The following is a 19291-nucleotide window of genomic DNA, read 5'->3' as shown; positions in this document are numbered from 1 at the left end:
TGCTATACTATATTTGTTAAGTATTTTATTTTGTTAATCGAAAACAACAATGAAACAAATTTCGTACCATTCAGGAACACCACAGATCGGACAACAAAAATATAATAAATTTAAAAGAGAAAGAGATAGAATTTATAGAGGGAATAGAAAGGCAAGATCTGAGAAAGTATGAAGTAAACACAGCCGCCTGCTTTTACAAGGTATGACGGATTTTCATTCTAAGGGAGGAAATTTTATATGACTCGACCGACTCTTGGCATTACGGCAATGGAGCTCTTCGCTTGTAACCCGTACAGAGTTCTCGGCGTAGCGGTTGACACACCATCGGCTGAGATTTCTAAGACATATAAAAAACTGCTTGATATGGCGGCCGACGGCAGCGTTGCCGACCTTACCACGCCGTATGATTTTGATTTTCTGCCGCCTTTTTCACGTTCGGAAAAGGACTTGAAAACGGCTTATGCAAAGCTTGCCAGCAATGGTTACAGGTGCTTTGCATTTTCAGACCCGATCTTTTCGGAAGCGCTGAACGTCGATGACGTAATGCTCAATCTGAGGGATATCACCTGCTATGACTGTTTCCTCAGATGTTATATGTGGCTCATCACGAATGACAGAGATTTTGAAGAACCCGAGCTTTGGGTGCCTCTGTGCAAATACATAGACGATATGATAATGTCAGGCCCCGACAAGTGGACAACTTATTTCGATCATCGTTTCCCTGAGGAAATGCTTGATGAGAAAATGACTGCCCTCAGATCTTTCTATGCAACTTTCTGCGATATCATTCTGCTTCCTATCAAGGAAATGGTAAGAGGTTCGATGAAGTGCAGATCGGCAATGGAAGTGCTCAAGGTCGCAAAGGTCAATGTTGACGAGGAGTTCCCGTTTATAGATATCCCGCAGGCAAACCTGCCTAAGAAGGGCGAAAAAGCGCCGCTGCTCAAGATCGCTGTTAAGGACGGCGAGGAGTATTACGACGTTACAACGGGCAAAATGATAAACTTTGAGGGCGATGAGGATTCCGCTATCGAGAGCAACACCTTCTCTGAGGCCGCAAGCTCCATTTCTGCGGACGCTATCGTGGGCGATGAAGGTCCTGACAGCGAACCTATCCCCGACGAGCCTGAGGAGAACCCTGTACTTGTAGGCACAGTTCCGCCGCCGACCCCGACGCCAGCTCCAAAGCCACAGCCTGCTCCAACGCCTGTTGAGGACACCAAGGCTAATGACGAAATGAGCGGAGAGCTAAACGCTCCACTCAAGAAGAAAAAGATAATCATTCCGGGTCACGAGGGCATTTCAAAGCCTGCACAGTCCGCTCCTGTTCAGAATGTTCAGCCGACTCAGCCTGTTCAAACTGTTCAGACAGCTCAGACAGCAGAGACCGTTCAGCCTGCCGCTCCAAAGCCTGCGAAGCCTGTTCAGACTTCAAGAAGATCGGCTATCACCACAGGCGTTGAGGATTCTGCGCCAATGACAGAGGATATCACACAGCCTGTCGTTCAGACTTCAAGACCAGCGAGCCAGCCAGCGCAAGCTCAAGCTCAAGCTGCCCCTGCGGCAAAGAAGCCTTATAAAAAGACCACAAAGGGACTTACTTCCCTTGTTGATACATTCGAGGATGAAACTTCCGATACCTCAGACATCACGCTGACGGACGAGGCGGAGGAAGAGGAGAACCTTTATACTGACACCCTTATCAAAATGCTGAGAGCCAACCGTTCAAGCAACCAGCTTATGAAAAATGTTGACACAAAGCACGTTTACGATAACGGCGACAGCCTCGGAACAGCTGAAGAGCCTGAGCTTTCAATGGACGCTATCAATATGAAGAAAATGGACAAGAGCCTGCTCAATTCCGCATATGATAACATCAATACCAAGGAGACCGACCCGAAAAAGCTCCGTGAGGAGAAATACAGAAATATCAACATCAACGATATGCTCAACCCGACTTTGGGCAATCAGATGCACAATCAGTACCAGCCCGACGCAATACAGGAATTTGTAAAGGCGAAAAAAGAACAGAAATCTGCGATGAAAAAGATTTGGATGCTCCTCGGTGCGATAATCGTTGTGCTTGTGATCTATCTGCTGCTTTTCGCCGCAGGACTTCTCTAAGGCTCTAAAGCTCTAAGGCGCAGTATTTTGGATATACAAAAATTATAGAATTATGGGATAAAACGGGGCGGAGATATCTTTCCGCCCCGTTTTTGTATAATGTACGCCCATAAACAAGAAAGCAAGGTGCATAAATATGGCTAATTCTGCAAACACACAGAAATATATACTTTCCCTCGATCAGGGCACAACATCTTCCCGTGCGGTGCTTTTCAGTCAAAGCGGCGAAAAGCTTTTCAGCGTGCAAAAAGAATATCCGCAGATATTCCCAGGCAACGGCTGGGTGGAGCACGACCCTATGGACATTCTGAACAGCCAGCTCGATTCCGCAAAGGAAGTCATCGCACAGGCAAACATCACAATCGAGGACATTGCCGCCATAGGCATTGCCAACCAGCGTGAGACAACTATCCTTTGGGATAAGAACACGGGCAAGCCCGTTTATAACGCCATTGTGTGGCAATGCCGCCGCACGTCTGAGGACTGCGCACGAATGGAAGAGCAAGGGCTGCAAAAGTTTTTCAAAGACAAAACGGGGCTTCTTATCGACCCATACTTCTCCGCCACAAAAATCAAGTGGATACTCGACAACGTTGAGGGCGTGAGGGAGCGTGCGGAAAATGGCGAGATACTTTTCGGCACGGTAGATAGCTGGCTAATATGGAATCTGACGGGCGGAAAAGTCCACGCAACGGACTATTCAAACGCTTCAAGAACAATGCTTTTCAATATCCACACCCTCGAATGGGATAAGGAAATTCTTGGGCTGCTGGGTATACCGAAAGCGATCCTCCCCGAAGTAAAAGAGTGCTCGGGCGTTATTGGCGAGACTGAGGAGAGCATTTTCGGCGGCAGGATAAAAATAGCAGGCTGCGCAGGGGACCAGCAGGCGGCGCTTTTCGGTCAATGCTGTTTCCGTGAGGGCGACGTTAAAAACACCTACGGCACAGGGGGCTTCCTGCTTATGAATACGGGCGAAAAACCTGTCGAAAGCAAGCACGGGCTTCTCACGACGATAGCTTGGGGCATTGGCGGCAAAGTCACATACGCCCTCGAAGGTTCGGTGTTCATATCGGGTGCGGCGGTGAAATGGCTCCGTGACGAGCTTTGCATTATAAAGTCCACACAGGAAACGGAAGCTCTCGCAAAAAGCGTTCCCGACACCAACGGAGTGTATTTCGTGCCAGCCTTTGTGGGACTTGGCGCACCATATTGGAAACCCGACGCAAGAGGAATAATAACAGGGCTGTCAAGAGGCGCAAGCAGAGCCCATATCGTCCGTGCCACCCTTGAAGCTATCTGCTATCAGACCTGCGACGTGCTAAAAGCAATGGAAGAGGACGCAGGCACATTCGGCAGCGTGAAAGTTGACGGCGGTGCAAGCGCAAACGACTTCATAATGGAATTTCAGTCGGATATACTCGGAAGAACGGTGATACGCCCATATAATGTTGAATCCACAGCCACAGGTGCGGCGTATCTGGCAGGACTTGGCTGCGGACTTTGGAAAAGCCCCGAAGAGCTTGCAGGCATTTCCGACAAGTTCCGTGAATTTATCCCCTCAATGTCAGAGGAAAAGCGCAGCGAGCTTCTTAAAGGCTGGAAAAAGGCAGTCAGCATGGCGATAGGAGAATAACGAGGAAAAGAACGCAAATTGTTGTGAGCCTTGTCGAACAACAATTTTCCCCTACAATTGGCGTAAATACGTTGTTTGTATGTAGGGGCGAACAGCGTTCGCCCGTTATTTTGGTGTTTTTTCAACAGTCTCAGGGCGACCAAAGGTCGCCCCTACAAAAATTCATCGCCGCAAGCGATTCCTTCATTCCTCATTCCTCACTCCTCATTCCTCACTAATACGTCTTGACAACCAAAACAAAACGTGCTATACTTTATTACATAAAAGCTTAAAAGTGCGAAAGCAAATAAAACGTGCATAACATACAAAAAGAGGTAATCAAAATGAAAATATGTATCGCAGGTCTTGGACTTATCGGCGGTTCACTGGCTAAGGCTATCAAGAAAAACACAAACGAAAGCTGCTTCGGTCTCGATATCGACCGTGGAACTATCGCAGGTGCGCTGGCGCAGGAAGCTATCGACGGCGAGCTTACGCCGAAGGAACTATCAACTTGTGACGTGGTGATCGTCAGCCTACACCCTAAAAAAACTATCGACTTCATAAAGGACAATATCGGCAATTTCAAAAAGGGCGCTATCGTGGTTGATACCTGCGGCGTTAAGGGCGAGATCGTCAGAAGCGTTGAGGATATCTGCATTGAAAACGGCGTTAATTTCCTGGGCTGTCACCCAATGGCAGGCCGTGAATTTTCGGGCTTTGCTTATTCCGTTGACAACCTGTTTGAAAAAGCAAGCTTCATTATGACTCCAACTGACAGAACCCCCATGCGTGTCGTGCAGGAAATTTCCAAGCTTGCATACAACATCGGCTTTGCAAAGGTGGTCGTGTCCAACACCGAAGAGCACGATTCCGTTATCGCATTCACTTCCCAGCTTGCCCACGTCGTTTCAAGCTCATATGTCAAGAGCCCGAGCCTTCTCAAGCAGGCAGGCTTTTCCGCAGGCTCTTTCAAGGACTTGACACGTGTTGCAAAGCTCAACGAAGATATGTGGACGGAGCTTTTCCTTATGAACAAAGAGCCTTTGACCGACGAGATAGACCACATCATCGCCCGTCTGACAGAATATCGTGACGCAATTTCGCAGAACGACGCTCAGCGGCTTCACGACCTGCTTAAAGAAGGAAGAGAGCTTAAAGAGCTTTCCAACAACACAAAAGGATAAAAAAGTAGGGGCGACCTTTGGTCGCCCTTTTGTTGTGTCGTAATATAATTTTTGTGGTTTACAAATCGCCCTATTCTCCTTATTCTCCCCCCAGCACCTCAGCGCAGAGAAACAGCGAACCGCATATAAGCGTCAGTCCGTTCTGGTTATCCGCCGCAAGATCTTTCGCCTTTTCTATGGCAGGCTTGTCGCTGGGTTCAGCCTTTCCGCCAAGGGAATTTATGATATCCGCAAGAGCTTGTGCATTTTCCGCACGTTCGCTGAAACCGTCAACTGTGTAAAACTTCTCAACATACGGCACGAGATTTTTCACCGCCGCAGTGATGTTTTTATCCCTGCACATTCCGATAACGGCCCTGCATGGCCGCTTGCCGCAATGCTCCAGCACCCCTGCCAGCGCCGATAATCCGTCGGGATTGTGCGCCCCGTCAAGTATCATAAGCGGCTCTTTGCTGAGTATCTGCACCCTGCCCTCAAGCTGCGCTGACTTTATGCCCTGTGCGATCTTTTCCTGAGGTATCTTGAATTCATCATTGATTAGCCGCACCGCACTTATTACGCTGAGTGCGTTCAAAACTTGGTGCGCTCCCCCCATTGAAACTTCATATCGCTGACCCTTGAACTCAAATTCCGAGCCGAAAGTGTCGCACCGCAAAAGCTTCATCTGATTTATGTCGGGGATAACAAGCTGAGAAAGATTTTTCACCGCCTGCTCCCGAACCGTCCTAATCACCGCCATATCGTTCCCTGCGCTGAGCACGCAAGGGCAATGGGGCTTTATAATGCCTGCTTTCTGATAGGCTATCTTTTCAAGGGTGTCTCCAAGTATCGCCGTGTGGTCAAAGTCTACCGAGCCGATAACAGTCACCACAGGTGTGGTAATAACGTTGGTGCTGTCGAGAAGTCCCCCCAGCCCTGTTTCAAGCACCACGATATCGCATTTTTCCTCTGCAAAATACAAAAACGCAATGGCGGTGGTTATCTCGAACTGAGAAAAATTCTCCCTGTCGCAATGCATATCCGTCACGGCTTTGACACGTTTTGCCATTCTCGCAAGGGCGTCTTTCGGGATATCGACGCCGTTTATTTTTATCCTGTCGGTGTATCTGATGATATAAGGCGAGGTGAAAAGCCCCGTTTTAAGCCCTGCGCAAGTGAATATCTCGCTGAACATCTGCGCCATTGAGCCTTTGCCGTTCGTGCCTGCAATGTGAACGAATTTCAAGCTGTCCTGCGGGTCACCGAGTTCGGCAAGCAGCCCCTTAACCCTAGAAAGGTCTTTCACAGGCTTGCCCGAATGGGAAAAGCTGTTTATATATTCTATCTCGTCTATCCCTGTCGTATTTTCGATCATTTTATCCCTACATTTCTGAATTTCTACATTTCGTCAATTATTCCTTTAAGCTCCAGTGCGGTGTCAATATTCACGCCTGCGACCTTTGCAAGCTCCTCCACAGTGGCTTTTTTGAGGGCTTCCTTGGTCTTGTACTCTGTTATGAGCTTAGCCGCCTTTTTCTCGCCTATGCCCTTGACTTTGGTTATCTCGAGCCTATGTGCGCTTTTTTTATGCTTCTGCGCCTGATATGTTATCGCCACCCTGTGGACTTCGTCCTGTATGGCCGTCACAAGGTTGAACGCCGCCCTGCATTTCGCAAGACTTATCTCTCCGCCGCCTGTTGCCACAGCCCTTGTGCGGTGCTTTGAATCCTTCACAAGTCCGAACATCGGGCAGGTAACGCCCATTCGCTCTAGCACAGGCTCAACAGCATTGACGTGGCCGTTTCCGCCGTCCAACAAAATAAGGTCGGGCATAATGGAAAAGCCCTCGTCCGTCTTTTCAAAGTAATTTCTGAACCGCCGCTCTATGACCTCCTGCATACAAGCATAGTCGTTTTGCTCCTCAACTGTTTTGATAGAGAACTTCTTGTAATATTTCTTGCAAGGTCGGCCGTTTTCAAATACCACCATTCCTGCAACCATATTTGTGGAAGCAAGGTTGGATATATCGTAACATTCGATATATTTCGGCGTTTTCGGCAGCCCAAGCGCCTTTGCAAGCTCTTCAAGAGCGGTTATCTCTCTGCTTGTCCTGCCAACTCTTATGGAAAGATATTCCGTCGCATTGCTTTTCGCAAGGGTGGTGAGCCGCAGGAATTGACCTCTTTTCGGTGTGGATATATTTACAGCGTGACCGTATTTCTGGCGGAGAAATTTCTCTATTATCTCGCCGTTTATTATCTCCTCATCAAGCAAGATCTCCTTCGGGATACTGTCCTTTGTAGAATAATACTGCATAAGAAAATCCTCACGCATTTTAACGCCGTCGTCATTTTCGCCGAGGAAATACGAAGCCTTGTCAAAAAGCCTTCCCCCACGATACATTATAACGCTGGCACAAGCCATTTCTCCGTTGTGTGCAATAGCTATAATATCCGTGTCCTTTATGCTGTCGTTTATTATCTTCTGACTTTCGGCAGCTTTTTGTATAGCCTGTATGCGGTCACGGAGCTTTGCCGCAAGCTCAAAGTCAAGCTCCTCGGCGGCTCTGTTCATCTCCTCCGTCAGCCTTTCGATAGAGTCCGAAGAGCCATTGCGGATATAATCCACCGCCTGCCTTACAATTCCGTTATACTCTTCCTTGCTGAATTTTCCCGTGCAAACGCCCATACATTGCTTTATGTGCATATTAAGGCAAGGTCGCTGCTTTCTGAAATCCTGCGGAAATTTTCTTGTGCAAGTGGGGAGCATAAAGGCCTTGTTTGCCTCGATTACAGCCTGCTTGACTGCGAAAGAGCTGGTATAAGGTCCGATATATTCCGCCCCGTCATCATATTTCTGCAATACCGCCTGCAAACGTGGAAATTCCTCGTTTGTCACTCTGATATAGCTGTACCCCTTGTCGTCTTTCAGCAGGATATTATATTTCGGCGTGTACTGCTTTATGAGCGAACATTCCAGCACCAGCGCCTCAAACTCCGAATCCGTGACGATAAAATCGTAATCATAAACGTGTGAGACCATTTTCCACACTTTCGGGAGATGATCCTGCCCCTTTCTGAAATAGGAAGTGACACGGTTGCGGAGATTTTTCGCCTTGCCGATATAAATGATCTTTTTCATCTTGTCTTTCATTATATAACAGCCGGGAGAGGTTGTGAGCTTTGAAGTCTTATCCCTCAGAAACGGAAGTCTGGGGTTATCTTCATCTGTAATATACATATATCCTCCAAACATTCAAAAAGCAGGTGCGAACAGCGTTCGCCCGTTTTTGCGGCTTATAAAGTTTGCGAACCTAAACCGCCTTTACAAACTCGGGCGACCTACGCTCGCCCCTGCATAATTAAATAATACAGAAACGAAAAAGTCGCCCGTTAAAATTCTTTTTTATTATTTTAGCTATTACCAGTACATAAATACAGGCGTGCCCATATCTATCTTGTCATAAACATACTTAGCCTTATCATATGGCATATTTATGCAGCCGTGAGAGCCCCAAGTCTTGGTCTTGTATCTTTCTCCGCCGAAGTTTCCGTTCTGCCAAGAAGCGTCGTGAAGACCAATGCCGATAGTTGAAACGTTGTTCCAGAAATCAACATAAGAAGCGTAAGACTGTCCGTCCGCCGAGCCCCTAAGGGTCTTGCCCTTTTCCTTGTACCAAAGCTTGTAAACGCCGGCAGGAGTGTTTCTCGACTCGTTCGGATATCCCGAAACGATGTCAGATTCCATTGCAACCTTGCCGTCCTTATAGTACCAAAGGTGCTGGGCAGAAAGATCCACCTCGATGTAAGTATCGCCGTAATCCTTGTCTGCCGTCCACCAGTCCTTGTTGCAAGTGTATTCATAAGCCGAGTCGGGGTTAACATAGAAAATAGGCTCAGTCTTTGCCGATTCGCCGTCCTCGATAAGGTCAACGATAAGATCGCAAGTCTTTTGCTGATCTATCCACCAGCCGTAACAGCCTTGACCCTCTGGTATTGTTATCGTGCCCCGATTTGTGGTCTTAAATTCTCTGTCCTTGCCAAAAGTATCATACTTGACCGCAAGCTCTTCAACATACGCCATTGCCTTGTCTTCGTCAACGGAATATCCCTTTGCAGGGTCGTCCGAATCAAAGGTTATCCAGTCCATAATGGTGTCGCCCGTAAGGGTCTCGGTGGTGTATGTAAAGTCAAATGTTATCTCGATATCATAAAGATTGTTGAGCTTTGTGCAGGTGTCCTCCAGCATATCCGCCGTCACCTCAGGCATTTCATAGCAGTCCGCACCCGAAATGTCGATATCGAAAGTAAAGCCGTCAAGCTCCTCCTCAACATAGCTGTAAAGGTTTGAAAGTTTCTTCTCGTCAACAGCGTCGCCCGCCGTCTCCTTCACAACAACGTATCCATCATCGTCCTTTTTGATATAAGCGTCCTCAGGTGACTTTGAACTCTGTGAATCGAGCACCTTGCGCTTCAAAACTTTTTCAAGCTTGTCCTTATCATACTTGAAATTGGACTGAAAATCAAAGTTTGTGTTTTTCATCTTTGAAGTGAACCACGCATAATGGTTCTGCTGAGTATAATACTGCGTGATAAGGGTCTGCGTGTTGTCATTATAGCCGATCTCAGAAAGCTTGACGGAAAACGTCGTGCCGTCCTTTTTCGTCACCGTAACAGCGTTCGGGATAGAGGACTGAGCGCTAACAAGCTCGTAAGCTTCCGCCTTGGTCTTTCCGCTGACGTTTATACCATTTATATATGTGTTGTCAAGGAACTTGTCCTTGTATCCGTTCATTCCCACAAGGTAAATTCCGCCCAATACGACCACCGCAACGCCCACTATGGTGCAAGATATTATAGCTGCCTTCTTTCCTGCCGAACCCTTCTTTTTCTTCTTTGAATCTGAGTTCTTGCTATTTTTGCCACTTTTGCCGTTCTTTGCGCTCTTAGCGCTATTTGCGCTTGAAGCAGACTTGCTCTGCGACTTCTTTGAAGCCGAACCGCTCTTCTGAGCAGGCTTTCTCGCAGGCTTAGGCTCGTCAGCGTCCTCGCCGAAATCCGTCACACCCTTTGGCGTAACGTCGTCAGAGCGATCATAGCCCGACTGCATTGCCATATTCCTTGCGATCATCTTAGCCATATCCTCCCGTGAGGCAGGCTTTGGAGCAGTTTTTACAGCAGAGCCGTCACGATCGTCATCACCAAGCTTGAGGCCGTCCGTACTGAAATTAAGGTCTATATCTAAGTTATCGTTATCAAAATCGTCAAATCCATTTTTGCCGTTCATAAAAAGTACCTTTCCTTACGCTTTGTTTATCTGTCATATGTTATCCGTTTTTTCATCTTTACAAACACCATTATACAACACTTTTCCCGATATTTCAAGACCTATTCTTTACAATAAAGCGACAAAAAAGCAACGATTTTCATACATATTAGTTACTGTGCAAAATACAAATTGCACCAACTCCAAACATAGGGGCGACCTGTGGTCGCCCGCTGGAAAACGCTCCTTTGATATTATTAAATATCCCTCCAAAAACTATGCCGCCGTCTATCAAATCATGAATAAATACCCCCGCTATCCTTCATATCTGATATATTAAAAGGGCAAAACTGACTGAAATTTGATAGAATTTATAATTTTTTTTGCAAAACCTCTTGAAAAATGTGCGCAATAGTATTATAATAAAGAGGATAAAACAAAGAAAGAAGGATTTGTATGTTAGATATCAAAATCGAACGTACCACTACTCCAAAGGAGAAGCCTGCTGACGAAACTAAGCTTGGCTTCGGTCATATTTTTACAGACCATATGTTTATTATGAATTACGACGCAGGTCAGGGCTGGCACGACGCAAGGATCGTTCCTTATGGCAACCTTTCACTCTCCCCTGCATCTATGTGCCTGCACTACGGTCAGGAAATATTTGAAGGCCTTAAGGCTTACCGTACTGCTGACGGCTCTGTTCAGCTTTTCAGACCACAGGAGAACTTCAAGAGAATGAACAACTCCGCTGAAAGAATGGTTATCCCTGCTATCAACGAAGAGGATATGCTTTATGCACTCAAGACCCTCGTTAAGATGGAGCAGGACTGGGTTCCTCATACTGAGGGCGCTTCCCTTTATATCAGACCATTCATCATCGCAGTTGACCCATATGTAGGCGTTAAGCCTGCTGACCACTATCTGTTCATCATTATCCTTTCACCTTCCGGCGCTTATTATTCAACAGGCCTTAACCCTGTTAAGATCTACGTTGAGAATAAGTATGTTAGAGCCGTAAGAGGCGGTACAGGCTTTGCTAAGACTGCTGCTAACTACGCTATCTCACTTGCTGGTCAGGAAGAAGCTCACGAGCAGGATTATGAGCAGGTTCTTTGGCTCGACGGCGTTGAGAGAAAGTATGTTGAGGAAGTCGGTTCAATGAACATCTTCTTCGTTATCGACGGCGAAGTTGTTACACCACAGCTCCTCGGTTCAGTTCTCCCGGGTATCACAAGAAAGTCTGCTATCGAGATCTGCAAGAGCAAGGGCTATAAGGTAACAGAGAGAAAGATCTCTATCGAAGAGATCGCTGAAGCTTATGATAACGGCAAGCTTGACGAAGTATTCGGCACAGGTACAGCCGCAGTTATCTCCCCTGTTGGCCACCTCAAGTGGGGCGACAAGATCATGGAGATCAACGACAACAAGATCGGCCCTGTTTCACAGATGCTTTATGATACAATGACAGGTATCCAATGGGGCAAGATCCCGGACGAGTTCGGCTGGATCGTTAAGATCGACTAATATCGAAAACTATTTCAATGCGGTTCGTGCTTCGGCGTGAGCCGCATTATTTATAATGTTTTATAATGTTTTGAGAGGAGCGTTGACAATGGACTTGCAGGAAATACTTGACGATTCGCATAAGGTGGTGTTTTTCGGCGGCGCTGGGGTATCAACCGAAAGCGGCATACCTGATTTCCGTTCGGTGGACGGACTTTACAATCAGAAATATGACTATCCCCCCGAGGAAATTCTCAGTCACACCTTTTTTATGCGCCATACCAAAGCCTTTTACGACTTCTATCGTGACAAAATGCTCTGCCTCACAGCAAAGCCAAACAAAGCCCACTTAAAGCTTGCTGAAATGGAAAAGGCAGGTCTGCTTTCATCGGTGATAACGCAGAATATCGACGGGCTTCATACGGCGGCAGGCAGCAAAAAAGTGCTGGAGCTTCACGGAAGCGTCCACAGAAATTACTGTATGGACTGCGGAAAATTTTACACAGCCGAGGATATCCTAAACAGCACAGGCGTACCAAAATGCTCCTGCGGCGGAACGATAAAGCCAAACGTTGTGCTTTACGAGGAAGGCCTTGACGACGCCACAGTCACGGAAGCGGTGAGAGAAATTTCCTCCTGCGATACCCTTATCATCGCAGGCACTTCGCTGACAGTATACCCTGCCGCAGGAATGGTGCGGTATTTCAAGGGCAAACATCTTGTGCTCATCAATCGTGACGAGACCTCAATGGACAGCGCTTGCGACCTTGTCATTCACGGCAAGGTGGGCGAAACGCTGGATAAGATAGTGATAAGGTAACGTTTTCCAACATAATAACAAACGGGCGAACTCTGTTCGCCCCTACCGTCGGTGGGGGTGATATGCGGTCGCCCGTGTTTTTTATGCGATTTTAGGTTTTATTCATCAATATGCTGCGCCGTGTAAAGCTTGTAATACTCGCCCTTCTTAGCGATAAGTTCATCGTGAGTGCCGCACTCCGCAATGCCCTTGTTGTCGATGTACATGATCTTGTCGCAGTTTTTGATAGTCGAAAGCCTATGTGCGATGATAAATGAAGTCCTGCCCACAAGCAGCCTTTGCAAGCCCTGCTGCAAGAGCTTCTCAGTCCTTGCGTCGATAGACGATGTCGCCTCGTCAAGGATAAGAATTTTCGGGTCTGAAAGCAGCGTTCTCGCAAAGGATATAAGCTGCTTCTGTCCGCCCGAAAGCTTTGAACCACGCTCGTTGACCTCTGTCATATAGCCGTCCTTCATCTCGCTTATGAACTCGTCTGCGCATACTATCTTTGCAGCTTCCCTTATCTCCTCTTCCGTTGCGTCAAGTCTGCCGTAGCGGATATTGTCATAGATCGTGCCGCTGAAAATAAAGCTGTCCTGAAGCATTATGCCCATTTGCGAACGCAGCGAATGGAGTGTGGCCTGGCTGATATCCTTGCCGTCAATCGTTATCTTGCCGCTGTCAACGTCATAAAATCTTGAAAGCAGCGAAACAACTGTTGACTTTCCTGCACCGGTCGGGCCAACAAGGGCAACGCTTTCACCTGGCTTGACGTCAAATGAAATGTGCTCGAGAACTGTCTTGCCCTGTTCATAGCTGAAAGTAACGTCCTCAAACTTTACCTTGCCCGTGATATCGCCGATATCAGCAGCGTTAGGCTTGTCTGCAATAGTGGCAGGCTCGTCAAGGGTCTCGAAAATACGCTCGAGATATGCGATATTGTTTATGAAGTTGTTGAAAATGTTAGACAGGTTCATAATCGGCTGCCAAAAGCTTGAAGCGTAACTTGTCATTGCCACGATAGTTCCAAGGCTCACCGCCGCAGGAGTCAGCACAAGCAGTCCCACAACGAATATTGAAGCCCTTACAAGTGTGGAAACATTGTCCGTCGCAGGCCATACAAGGTGTGAATACTTCACAGCGTTTATCCAGCTTCCACGATATTTCTCCGAAAGCCTGTCAAATATCTCGGCGTTCTCTTCCTCACGAGTGAAAATTTGCGTAACTCTTGCACCCGTGATGTTCTCCTGCAAGTATGCATTAAGGTTCGATGACTTGTTTGAAACGTCCTGCCAAGCCTTTCGCTGACGCTTTTTTATGAGCATCATAATCACAGCGAACACAGGCAGACCCGAAAGCACCACCAGCGAAAGCTTCACGTTAACAAAGAACATAAATATCATAATGAAAAGCATATTTAAACATTCCAATATGACGTTTATGATACCGTTTGAAAGCATATCCGATACCGAGTTTACATAATTCACCACTCTGATAAGAATTTTTCCGTGTGGTCGGTTGTCGTAATACTCAAACGGCAGCTCCTGCAAATGCTTGAAAAGGTCGGTTCGGATATCAAAGATTATATCCTGTCCCACAACCGTCATTATCCTCGAACGGATAGTTGAGAAGGTTATCGAAATTGCGATCGTGCCGATAAACGCCGCCGTCAGCCCAATAAGCTGGGGGATATTTTTCTGCGGAATGGTGTTGTCAAGGGCATACTGCGTGATGAGCGGCCCAAGAAGTCCCGATATCGCCGCAAATACGCTGAGCACAAGTGCGGTTATCATCTTGCCCTTGTATTTTTTGATGTAGACGAATGAACGCTTCAAGTGCGCAAAGTCGAAAGGGGTCTCCAGCACTTCGTCAACGTCATAACGATTTCTTGCCATTCAGACCGCCTCCTTTCCAAAGCCCTCGTTCTGAAGCTTGAAAACTTCGTAATAGTAGCCCTTTTTGGCAATAAGCTCTTCGTGAGTGCCCATTTCGGTTATTTTTCCGCCGTCAAGAATGATTATCTTGTCTGCGTCCTTTGTGGATGAGATACGCTGGGCAATGATTATCTTTGTGCAAGGGAAATCAAGGTTTCTCAGACTGTCTTGAATGTACTTCTCCGTCTCAAGGTCAACGGCAGATGTTGTGTCGTCAAGTATAAGAATGCTCGGCTTGATAGCAAGAGCCCTCGCAAGGGAAAGTCTCTGCTTCTGTCCGCCCGAAAGACCCACGCCACGCTCGCCGACGATCGTTTCATAGCCCTCAGGCATTTTCTCAACGAACTCACTTGCCGCCGCAAGCTTTGCGTAATGCTTAACGTCCTCTTCTGACATTTCCGAATCGCCGTAAGCTATGTTGCCGTCGATAGTGTCGGAAAACAGCAGCACGTCTTGCGTCGCCATACCGATACTAGCACGGAGCTGGCTGAGCTTTCTCTTGCGGACGTCAACGCCGTCAACAAGCACCTCACCCGAGCCAACGTCATAAAAACGTGGGATAAGGTTGATAAGGGAAGTCTTGCCCGAGCCCGTCTCGCCCATAATGGCAACGGTCTCCCCTGCCTTGATGTCAAAGTTTATATCGTCAAGAACAACGTGCTTGCCGAACTTGAATGTAACGTCCTTGAAGCTGATATCGCCGTGAAGCCTTTCGGGCTGGTCAACAGCGTCAGGTCTGTCCTTGATGATAGGGTTTGCGTAGTAAATTTCGATGACCTTCATCGCCGAAGCCATAAACCTCTGCATATCGTTGACGTAAATGCCAAGGTTCCTTACAGGGTTTGCAATGCCCCAAATAAGTCCCGAAATAGCCACATATTCGCCCATCGTTATCTCGCCCTTTATGAGGAAAATTCCGCCGCCCAGCAGCATTATAACCGACAAAGCGTTTGCGAAAGCTTCCATATAAGGGAAGAATTTCAGCCAAAGCAGCGAAGCCTTTTTATTTGCCGCAGAGTATTCGCCGTTGGCCTTCTGAAACTTCTCGATCTCATAATCTTCACGAGCAAAAGCCTTTACAACTCTGTTGCCCGAGATATTTTCCTGTGCATCGGTGTTCATCTTTGAAAGCTTCTCACGAAGATCAACGTACACAGGGCCTGCCTTTTTGTCAAGCAGTATCACCACGCCGAATATAAACGGCGTAACGGAAAGGAGCAGCAGCGCCATTTTCCAGCTCACCATAAAAAAGTACACAGTTGACGCCAAAAACAGCGAAAGTGATTCCAGCATACCTTTAAAAACAAATGAAACTGCGTGGCGCACCATATCAAGGTCGCCCGTCAGACGGGTCATAAGATCGCCCGTGCGGTTTTTGTCATAAAACTCCATATCCTGATGTTCTATACGCCTAAACAGATGATTTCTGATACGATATATCATACCCTGCGACGAAACTTCATAAGTCATATTGCAGGCGTATTGACAGATCGTCCTAAACAGCGTAAAACCGATCATTCCCGCCAGCAGCAGCCAGAAAAGCTTCCTCTCGTGCTCGAGATTGTACAAAGCGTTCTCGTTTGAAAGAAACTTGTCCACAAGCTCCTTGCTGAAATAAGGCGTCGTCAGATAAAGTGCGTTGCACACCACCGAAAGCACCAGCGCCGTTATATACACCTTGCGGTAGCCTTTCAAATTGTGCCATATCCATTGAATCTGAAACATTTTTTACTCACTCTCCTTTTCAAATTTTTCACATTTACATACTTCATAACCTCATTATTTGAACTTGAATATAAAAATATGAAACTCATACTTTTTTCAAGCTATGGGATATTATAAGCCCATTTTTCAATAAAGTCAAGGGGGTCAAAGCCATTTTTTTTTATAAACAAAGTAGAAAAATCAGCGTATTTACGCAGGTCAAGTTGTGATTTTTTCACAAATTGTGAATATGTTATTATCTATTGATAGTCATAATAAAAAGAAAACGTTTTCTCTTGGTATCTTGTAATTTTAAACAAATCAATCCAACATTTTCACCCCTCCGCAAGCAAAGCCTTTTCCCACCCACTATTCGCAGCATACACAAATCTCCCCACGCAAATTTGTGAGATATCATAAATTTTCTTAAAACTCTGCAACATCTGCAACATTTTGCCCCATTTTTGCGACTTATAAATAGGAAGCAAAAACAAAACCTAAACAAAAGATAAAACAGTCTGTCGCAAAAGCAGCAAATTCTGGGCGACCACAAATTGTTGTGAGCCTTGTCGAAAAACAATTTTCGTCCCTACATACAAACAGCGTATTTACGCCAATTGTAGGGACGGCGTCCTCGACGTCCCAATTTTGTCGGGCTTTTTCAACAAGCTGGATAGAACTATGAGGCAGAAAAATGAGTCCAAAATTAAAACTTCTAAACGCAATAAAATGCGATCTGAACAAAAGCATAATAAACATAGGCTTTGCAGGGGCGGTGCTTCTCACAACAGTGCTTGCTTTCACCTCCTCCGCCTATACCGACCTTTCCACCGATAAATCCTACTCGGTGTTCGAGGCGCTTTTTACCCTTGATAAAAATATCCTCCACACCGACCCCACCCTGTCCTCGGTGCTGGTTTTCAGAAACGGCCTTTCGGGATATATCACAATGTTTTTGCCTATTGTCGTGGCATTCCCTTTTATGGTATCATTCTGCGCCGAGCGCAACAACGGACTAATGCGCTTTACCATATCCCGCACAGGCAAGCTAAGATATTATCTCTCAAAATTCATCTCCGCCCTTATCTCAGGCGGACTTGCCGTTATGCTTGGTATCGCAGTTTACGGCATAGCCTGCGCAGCCATTTTCCAGCCACTTTCTGAGTTTGACGTATCAGCCGACCAGCTTCAGTATATTATCCAAGACAGCACAGGCAATACGGTAGTCAAAATGCTTGCGGTAGCTTTCGCCTATGGCGCAGTATCCACCCTGCCGGCATTTTTCCTCAGCTCGTTCTGCAAAAATCCATATATCATCACCTGCCTGCCCTTTATGCTAACCTACGTCCTCACCACAATGCTAAACAGGATAATAGACGCAAATCTTTTCAACGATAACTTCGATTTTGACAGAGCAAACGCCTTTTATCCAAGCTCTATCACGAATTTTCTCTATATCCAAAGCTTTGACAGAAGCGCAAAATGGATAACTGCGGTGAACTGTTCGGGGGCGATCGTTACCCTGCTGGGATTTATTATCGTGATGAATTTGCGCAAGGACAAGGGGGTGTAGGTCAGCTATGATGAAAAATTTCAGCCTTAAACAAAGTTTTTTCTGTGCAAGGGCGGAGTTCATAAAGTGGATATGCGACGCACGAATGATAATCCTGGGAGTGCTTCTTATCTTCATTTACAGCTTTGCTATCGAGCCTCTTAAATCAAATGCCAAGCTTATGGACGAACCGCTGAATATCCTTGAGCCTTTTATCGCCATAGCTAATTCAGGTGCGATACTTCTTATCATACCGCTGGTTTTCCTCACACTTATCGCAGACTTCCCCAAGATCGACACCAACACAGTTTTTTACATAATGCGTGTGGGCAGGCTCAATTGGCTGTTCGGACAGCTTTTGAAGCTCATCTTTATGGCGTTATCCTATCTTGCGGTGATATTTTTAGGGGCAGTCCTGCCAATGCTTTCAGACGGATTTTGGTACAATGGCTGGAGCAATGTGGCGACAAAGTTTGCTTCACGTTTTCCGGAACATTCAGGAAATTTCGGCGTGCAGCTGCTACCTGAAAATCTCTACAATCAGCTCACAGTGTTTTCAGCCGCAGTGCAAAGCTATCTGCTGGTGTTCGCATACCTTATGATAATAGGGCTTATCCTGCTGAGCTTTTCCCTTGTGAAGCGCAAGACCGAGGGCTTTGTCCTCTGCGGAGCGGTGATATCATTAGGCACGGCGTTTTGCTCGATCAAGACCACCTTTATGTGGACAATGCCAATGGCGAACAGCATAATATGGCTACACTACACAAAATATTTTCGTGAACCTGTTATGCCGATGAGCTTTTCCATAAGCTACTTGGCGATATTTATAGCGGTACTGCTGGCGTTTTGCTTTATCGCCATAAGAAAATTCAATTACGACAATGTTGCTGAAATAGCAAGTTAGCAAATTATCAAGTTAGAAATTAGGGGGACAAAATGGATATTATCAATGTAAATGACGTATGCCTTATCCTTGGCAAAACTGAGATACTAAAGCACATAAACGTGTCCTTTGAGGAGGGCAAGATTCACGGACTTATCGGCCGAAACGGCAGCGGAAAGACAATGCTTATGAAGTGCATATGCGGTTTTATCAAGCCCACCGCCGGCGTGATAACAGTCGACGGCAAGCAGGTGGGCAAGGACGTTGACTTTCCGAAAGATATGGGTATCATTATCGAAACGCCTGGGTTTATACCCTACTATTCGGGCTACAAAAATTTAAAACTCCTCGCAGGTCTTAACAACAAGATAGGTAAAGAAGAGATAAGAAACAGTATGAAACAAGTGGGGCTTGACCCTGACTTAAAACGCCACGTCCGCAAATACAGCCTCGGTATGCGCCAGCGCCTCGGCCTTGCGCAAGCCATTATGGAAAACCCGAAAATACTTATTCTTGACGAGCCTTTCAACGGTCTCGACAAAGACGGCGTAAAAGAAATGCGTGAGTACTTGCTCAGCTACAAACAGCAGGGCAAGACTATCCTCATATGCTCCCACTCGGCGGAAGATATCTCCGTTCTGTGCGACACCGTCCACGAAATGGATAAGGGAGTTATTGAGGAGATAAGGTGACGGAATAACAAGCAAAAAAATGAACCGCTATGCAGTTTTGCATAGCGGTTT

Annotated in this window: 13 protein-coding genes; 8 read left to right on the top strand and 5 right to left on the bottom strand. The window is 46.5% G+C overall.

Going from position 1 to position 19291, the window contains the following annotated elements; all coding sequences use genetic code 11:
- Positions 1–237: 237 nt before the first annotated feature.
- The 3 genes from QZ371_RS09260 to QZ371_RS09250 all read left to right on the top strand — a co-directional run bounded on the left by QZ371_RS09260 (position 238) and on the right by QZ371_RS09250 (position 4926).
- Entirely contained in the window at positions 238–2124 is a 1887-nt protein-coding gene (locus QZ371_RS09260) for a hypothetical protein (protein WP_295211865.1), read from the top strand.
- A 136-nt stretch (positions 2125–2260) separates the two neighbouring features.
- The gene (gene glpK, locus QZ371_RS09255; RefSeq protein WP_295211864.1) at positions 2261–3760 is read left to right on the top strand and encodes a glycerol kinase GlpK; all 1500 of its coding nucleotides are present in this window, start codon (positions 2261–2263) and stop codon (positions 3758–3760) included.
- Positions 3761–4083: 323 nt separating this feature from the next.
- Positions 4084–4926, top strand: a complete 843-nt coding sequence (locus QZ371_RS09250) for a prephenate dehydrogenase/arogenate dehydrogenase family protein (RefSeq protein WP_295211862.1) — start codon at positions 4084–4086, stop codon at positions 4924–4926.
- A 79-nt stretch (positions 4927–5005) separates the two neighbouring features.
- Here QZ371_RS09250 and QZ371_RS09245 read toward each other — a convergent pair whose 3' ends face one another.
- The 3 genes from QZ371_RS09245 to QZ371_RS09235 form a co-directional block, all read right to left on the bottom strand.
- Positions 5006–6280 carry a folylpolyglutamate synthase/dihydrofolate synthase family protein gene (locus QZ371_RS09245; protein WP_295211860.1) on the bottom strand — a complete coding sequence of 425 codons (1275 nt, stop codon included), beginning with the start codon at positions 6278–6280 and terminating at the stop codon, positions 5006–5008.
- A 23-nt stretch (positions 6281–6303) separates the two neighbouring features.
- Positions 6304–8145: an excinuclease ABC subunit UvrC gene (uvrC, locus tag QZ371_RS09240; RefSeq protein WP_295211858.1), complete on the bottom strand. Its 1842-nt coding sequence runs from the start codon at positions 8143–8145 to the stop codon at positions 6304–6306.
- Between the two features lie 180 nt (positions 8146–8325).
- Positions 8326–10191: a L,D-transpeptidase family protein gene (locus QZ371_RS09235; protein ID WP_295211857.1), complete on the bottom strand. Its 1866-nt coding sequence runs from the start codon at positions 10189–10191 to the stop codon at positions 8326–8328.
- A gap of 435 nt (positions 10192–10626) precedes the next feature.
- On the opposite strand from QZ371_RS09235, the gene QZ371_RS09230 reads away from it, so the two are divergent.
- A complete protein-coding gene (locus tag QZ371_RS09230; protein WP_295211855.1) occupies positions 10627–11697 on the top strand; it encodes a branched-chain amino acid aminotransferase in 1071 nt (356 codons plus the stop codon).
- Positions 11698–11785: 88 nt separating this feature from the next.
- Positions 11786–12496, top strand: a complete 711-nt coding sequence (locus QZ371_RS09225; protein WP_295211853.1) for an NAD-dependent protein deacylase — start codon at positions 11786–11788, stop codon at positions 12494–12496.
- A gap of 98 nt (positions 12497–12594) precedes the next feature.
- On the opposite strand, the gene QZ371_RS09220 is transcribed toward QZ371_RS09225, so the two are convergent.
- Together QZ371_RS09220 and QZ371_RS09215 are read right to left on the bottom strand one after the other, a co-directional pair.
- A complete protein-coding gene (locus QZ371_RS09220; protein ID WP_295211852.1) occupies positions 12595–14370 on the bottom strand; it encodes an ABC transporter ATP-binding protein in 1776 nt (591 codons plus the stop codon).
- A complete protein-coding gene (locus QZ371_RS09215) occupies positions 14371–16134 on the bottom strand; it encodes an ABC transporter ATP-binding protein (protein WP_295211851.1) in 1764 nt (587 codons plus the stop codon).
- A gap of 673 nt (positions 16135–16807) precedes the next feature.
- On the opposite strand from QZ371_RS09215, the gene QZ371_RS09210 reads away from it, so the two are divergent.
- Genes QZ371_RS09210 through QZ371_RS09200 form a run of 3 tightly spaced genes read left to right on the top strand, consistent with a single transcriptional unit; the run spans position 16808 to position 19240 of the window.
- Positions 16808–17686 carry a hypothetical protein gene (locus QZ371_RS09210; RefSeq protein WP_295211850.1) on the top strand — a complete coding sequence of 293 codons (879 nt, stop codon included), beginning with the start codon at positions 16808–16810 and terminating at the stop codon, positions 17684–17686.
- A gap of 7 nt (positions 17687–17693) precedes the next feature.
- Complete coding sequence (locus QZ371_RS09205; RefSeq protein ID WP_295211849.1) at positions 17694–18569, top strand: hypothetical protein; 876 nt, start codon at positions 17694–17696, stop codon at positions 18567–18569.
- A 32-nt stretch (positions 18570–18601) separates the two neighbouring features.
- Positions 18602–19240: an ATP-binding cassette domain-containing protein gene (locus QZ371_RS09200; protein ID WP_295211848.1), complete on the top strand. Its 639-nt coding sequence runs from the start codon at positions 18602–18604 to the stop codon at positions 19238–19240.
- Positions 19241–19291 lie beyond the last annotated feature (51 nt).

It is taken from the genome of Ruminococcus sp. (assembly GCF_019423705.1).
GTDB lineage: Bacteria > Bacillota > Clostridia > Oscillospirales > Ruminococcaceae > Hominimerdicola.
This window is presented reverse-complemented; position numbering and strand designations above follow the sequence as displayed.